Source organism: Actinoplanes sp. NPDC051633, assembly GCF_040681735.1.
Classification (GTDB): Bacteria; Actinomycetota; Actinomycetes; order Mycobacteriales; family Micromonosporaceae; genus Actinoplanes.
The window spans coordinates 1-3,749 of the sequence record NZ_JBFAZH010000775.1 but is presented as its reverse complement, the minus strand read 5'-3'; the positions used below and the strand labels follow the sequence as shown (position 1 = coordinate 3,749).

The following is a 3,749-nucleotide window of genomic DNA, read 5'->3' as shown; positions in this document are numbered from 1 at the left end:
CGGCCTCGAGCACCGAAAGGGCCTGGCCGAACTTCATCGCCCCGCCCTTGAGCTGGCCCAGCACGCTGAAGAGCTGCTCGGCGGTGCGCTGCTGGATGTCGGCGGAGATGACGTCCGCGGCCGCGCCGACCGCCCGCTTCCCCAGCCCGAGAGCCGTCCGCCCGGCGAATCCGAGGGGAAGTGCGGCCAGCCTGGCAGTCCGGGATGCCGCCCGCCGCGGAATGTCGCTCACCAGATCATTGTGACCGAAGGGAACGCCATCAACCGTCCAGCTTTCCCCATCCGTCCCGATCCTCCTGGGAAGTCCATATTCTTCGGTGCCAAGTTCAAAGCTTCCGGGTACGAGCACTCGTCGGTCCCGTGCCGCACCCGCCGGCCAGGAGCGGGGTTACCCCCGCTGCCCAGCCGCCGGGCTGTCCGGGTTGTCCGGGCTCAGCCGCCCAGGAGGGCGCGGGTGTTCTCCCAGCCCTCGAGCGCCTGGTCGAGGGTGGCGAGGTCGTCCGGGCCGCGCAGGCGACGCCAGTCCGGCGTCGACTCCACGTCGCTGGGCTGCGGGGCCGTGCGACGCAGCGTCATCGGAGTGGCCGTGTCCAGGTCGGCGTCGGGCAGCCAGCCGGGTGCCGGCAGGTGGGTCGCCACGCCGAGGAGGCCGGTCGCGGCGCCGGTCGGTGCGACGGCGACGGTCTTGCGCTCGAGCGGGCGCAGCAGCTTGCCCAGCACCATGCCGGGCACGTCCGGCGCGTCGGCGGCGATCACCGCGGCCTGGTCGAAGCCGTCCGCGGCGGCGGCTCGCAGCACCGGCCCGACGGTGGCGGTGGCGACCTCGTAGATCTTCATCCCCGGCCAGACGATCTCCCGGGCCAGCTCGAGATCTTCGGCGGTGGCGCCGACGGCCGGCTCGGCCTGAGCGAGCCGCGCAAGCAGGTCGACCACGTCCTCGGCGAGCGCCGCCCGCCAGGAGGACAGCTCAACCCCCGGCGGCGCCCAGCTCACCGGCACCAGCAACGCCACCACGATCCGCCGCACCACACGGCGAGGCTATCCCGGTGTCCGCGGGCCTGGCGACCACAGGGGGCCCGTGGTCGCCGGCCCGTCGCCGAGTCAGTCGTCGGTCATCGCCATGCCGGTGGCGGCCGAGATGCCCTCGAGGTAGCCGCGGGCCCGCTCCGCCTTCGGGTATCGGTTCACCAGGTCCCAGAAGCGGGCGCTGTGGCTCGGGACCACCAGGTGGGCCAGCTCGTGCAGCAGCACGTAGTCGATCACCCAGTCGGGCATCTCCTGGATGCGGTGCGAGATGCGGATCGTGCCGTCGTCGGGGGTGCAGCTGCCCCAGCGGCCGTTCTGGTTGGTCACCCAGCGCACGCTCGCCGGGGTCACCTTGCGTGCGTGATCGGAGAGGAACCGGGCGGTGAGGCGCCGCGCGCGAGCGGACAGCTCGTCGTCGCCACGCTGGACGCGCTCTTCCCGGGCGGCCAGCCGGGCGAGCATCCGCTCGACCCACTCCATCTCCTCCGCGCGGGAGAAGCGGTCGGGGATGAGCACCACGACCCGTTCGCCGTCACGGTAGGCGGAAACCGTTCGGCGCCGGCGCTGGCTACGCCGCACTTCGACGACAGGCTTACGCGTCCGGGCCATTACCGGCTCGCACGGCCCAGGTTCGGGTTCACGTACAGACGCTAATCCGTGAGACCCATGTCACCGCAAGGGTATGCCAAACGACACGCGACCGAAAAACGAGTTTTGCCCCGCACTGCCGGAAAAATTTTTCCACAACAGCAACACGGGTAGCCGTACCCCACCATAAATCGGGCTCCGATTCCGCTTGATCGTCCCGTTTGGGAGCTTCTGAGCGTATTCGTCGGCGTGTCCCGGCATATCTGCCTAAAAAGGGCGTAGCTAGGTCGCACACTCACGTCGTCGGCAACACGGCCGACGCTGCGCTGACATGGAAACGGCCCGACCTGGGTAGTGACCGCCCCGAACGGGCGGCCGCATCCACGTGGTCGCGGAGCGGTCCAGCGCCGAACACACTCGCGGCCTGACGCCGCGATCGGCACCGGGCCGGCCGGGCCGACGAACATGACGAGGAGGAACCCGTGGCCGACAACACGTACAACGGCTACTGCGTGAAGTGCAAGGAGAAGCGCGACTTCCAGGGCACCGTGGAGGTCTCGAAGACCGGCATGAACATGGCCAAGGGCAAGTGCCCGGTCTGTGGCACCACCGTGAACCGGATCCTGGGTAAGGCGAAGGCCTGACCAGCGGTTTCGCGAGCGAGGGGCGGCTTCGGCCGCCCCTCACCCGGTCGAGGCGTAACTGTGTCGACTCGAACACGTTGAGTAGTTGGAGTTAACTCTCCACCACCCTGTGGATAAGTCACTCGGTCCTGTGGATGAAGGTGCGTACAGCGGTGCGTAGCCTGTGGATAACTCGGGCCAAGCGCAATCGCGTGGTGACAACCTGTCACCCATGCCTGTACAGCGGCCCATCCTCATTCCCGGTCTTCCCCGGATCTGGCGCGACGCCCGCACCCTGCAGCTCGGCAGCGACCCGGCCCGCGCGGTGCTCGTCGAGCTGCCCGACCGGGATGCCGCCGACCTGCTCGACCTGATCGACGGGACCCGCCCGGAGCGCGCCCTGATCCGGCACGCCGCGCGTAGCGGCATCCCGGCGCCCGAGGCCGAGGCGCTGCTCAGCACACTGCACGAGGCCGGTCTCGTGGTGCCCGCGCCGGCCCTGCTGCCCGCCCTGCTGCCCGAGTCCGAGCGGCACCGGCTGCTGGGCGAGGCGAGCGCCCTGGCGCATCACGGCGGGCCCGCACCGGCCCGCGCGTTGCGCCGCCGCGCCGCGGCCCGGGTCCGCATCACCGGCGAGGGTCGCCTGGGCGCGGGTATCGCCGTGGCGCTGGCCGAGTCCGGCGTCGGGCATGTGGACCTCGACCTGCCCGGCACGGTCACGGCGGAGGAGCTGCCCGGCGGCCCGCTGCGGGTGACCGACGTCGGTGCGGAGCGGGGCACGGCGGTCACCTCGGCCCTGCTGCGGGCCGCCCCCAAGATCGGAACCCGGCCGGTACGCCGGGCCACCACCCTGGTCATCCAGCTGCGGCACCGTCAGCCGGTGGCACTGCTCGCCGCGTCGCTGGCGCGCCGCCACCAGCCGCACCTGGCGGTGGCGATCCGCGAGGGCGTGGCGGTGATCGGCCCGTTCGTCCCGGCCGCGGGCCGGCCCTGCTTGCAGTGCCTCGACCTGCACCGCCGGGACCGCGACCCGGGATGGTCCGACCCGATCCCGGCCTTCGAGCCGTGCACGGTGGCGGCCCTGCTGGCGGCGACGGCCTACGCGACGGCGGAGGCCCTGACCTTCATAGACGGCGGCACCCCGGAGACGACGGGCGCCTCGGCCGAGATGACCACCCCGGGCCGCATCCGCCGCAAAACCTGGCCCCCACACCCAGCCTGCCCCTGCGCCCAGTGGTAGCCCACCCACGCATCCGCCAGGCCGAGAGGTGCCTGACCTACCACTGTCGGCGTGCGAGCCGGGCCTGGACACAAACTGGTAGCCCAGCCGCGCATCCGACCTCGAGACGGGCTGCTGAGCTACCACTGTTGGCTTGCGGTCCCGGGCGGGACAAAAGTGGTAGCTCAGCCGCGCATCCGCCCCTGCGATAGGCCGCTGAGCTACCACTGTTGGCTTGCGACGCCGGGGGACAGAAAAGTGGTAGCTCAGCCACGCGTTCGGCGTCGCGAAAG

Annotated in this window: 4 protein-coding genes and 1 pseudogene; 2 read left to right on the top strand and 3 right to left on the bottom strand. The window is 71.3% G+C overall.

Features of this window, described 5'->3' with window-relative positions; all coding sequences use genetic code 11:
• The 3 genes and pseudogenes from AB0M20_RS31760 to AB0M20_RS31750 all read right to left on the bottom strand — a co-directional run.
• Window positions 1-232, bottom strand: a pseudogene (locus AB0M20_RS31760) (AarF/ABC1/UbiB kinase family protein); the annotation flags it as partial.
• A gap of 200 nt (window positions 233-432) precedes the next feature.
• Window positions 433-1,029 carry a hypothetical protein gene (locus AB0M20_RS31755; RefSeq protein WP_364304010.1) on the bottom strand — a complete coding sequence of 199 codons (597 nt, stop codon included), beginning with the start codon at window positions 1,027-1,029 and terminating at the stop codon, window positions 433-435.
• A gap of 72 nt (window positions 1,030-1,101) precedes the next feature.
• A complete protein-coding gene (locus AB0M20_RS31750; RefSeq protein WP_364304009.1) occupies window positions 1,102-1,635 on the bottom strand; it encodes a M48 family metallopeptidase in 534 nt (177 codons plus the stop codon).
• A gap of 461 nt (window positions 1,636-2,096) precedes the next feature.
• On the opposite strand from AB0M20_RS31750, the gene AB0M20_RS31745 reads away from it, so the two are divergent.
• Window positions 2,097-2,258: a DUF5679 domain-containing protein gene (locus AB0M20_RS31745; protein ID WP_015625326.1), complete on the top strand. Its 162-nt coding sequence runs from the start codon at window positions 2,097-2,099 to the stop codon at window positions 2,256-2,258.
• 202 nt (window positions 2,259-2,460) lie between these two features.
• On the top strand, window positions 2,461-3,477 hold the full coding sequence (locus AB0M20_RS31740) for a hypothetical protein (protein ID WP_364304011.1): 1,017 nt from the start codon (window positions 2,461-2,463) through the stop codon (window positions 3,475-3,477).
• The last annotated feature ends 272 nt before the right edge of the window (window positions 3,478-3,749 follow it).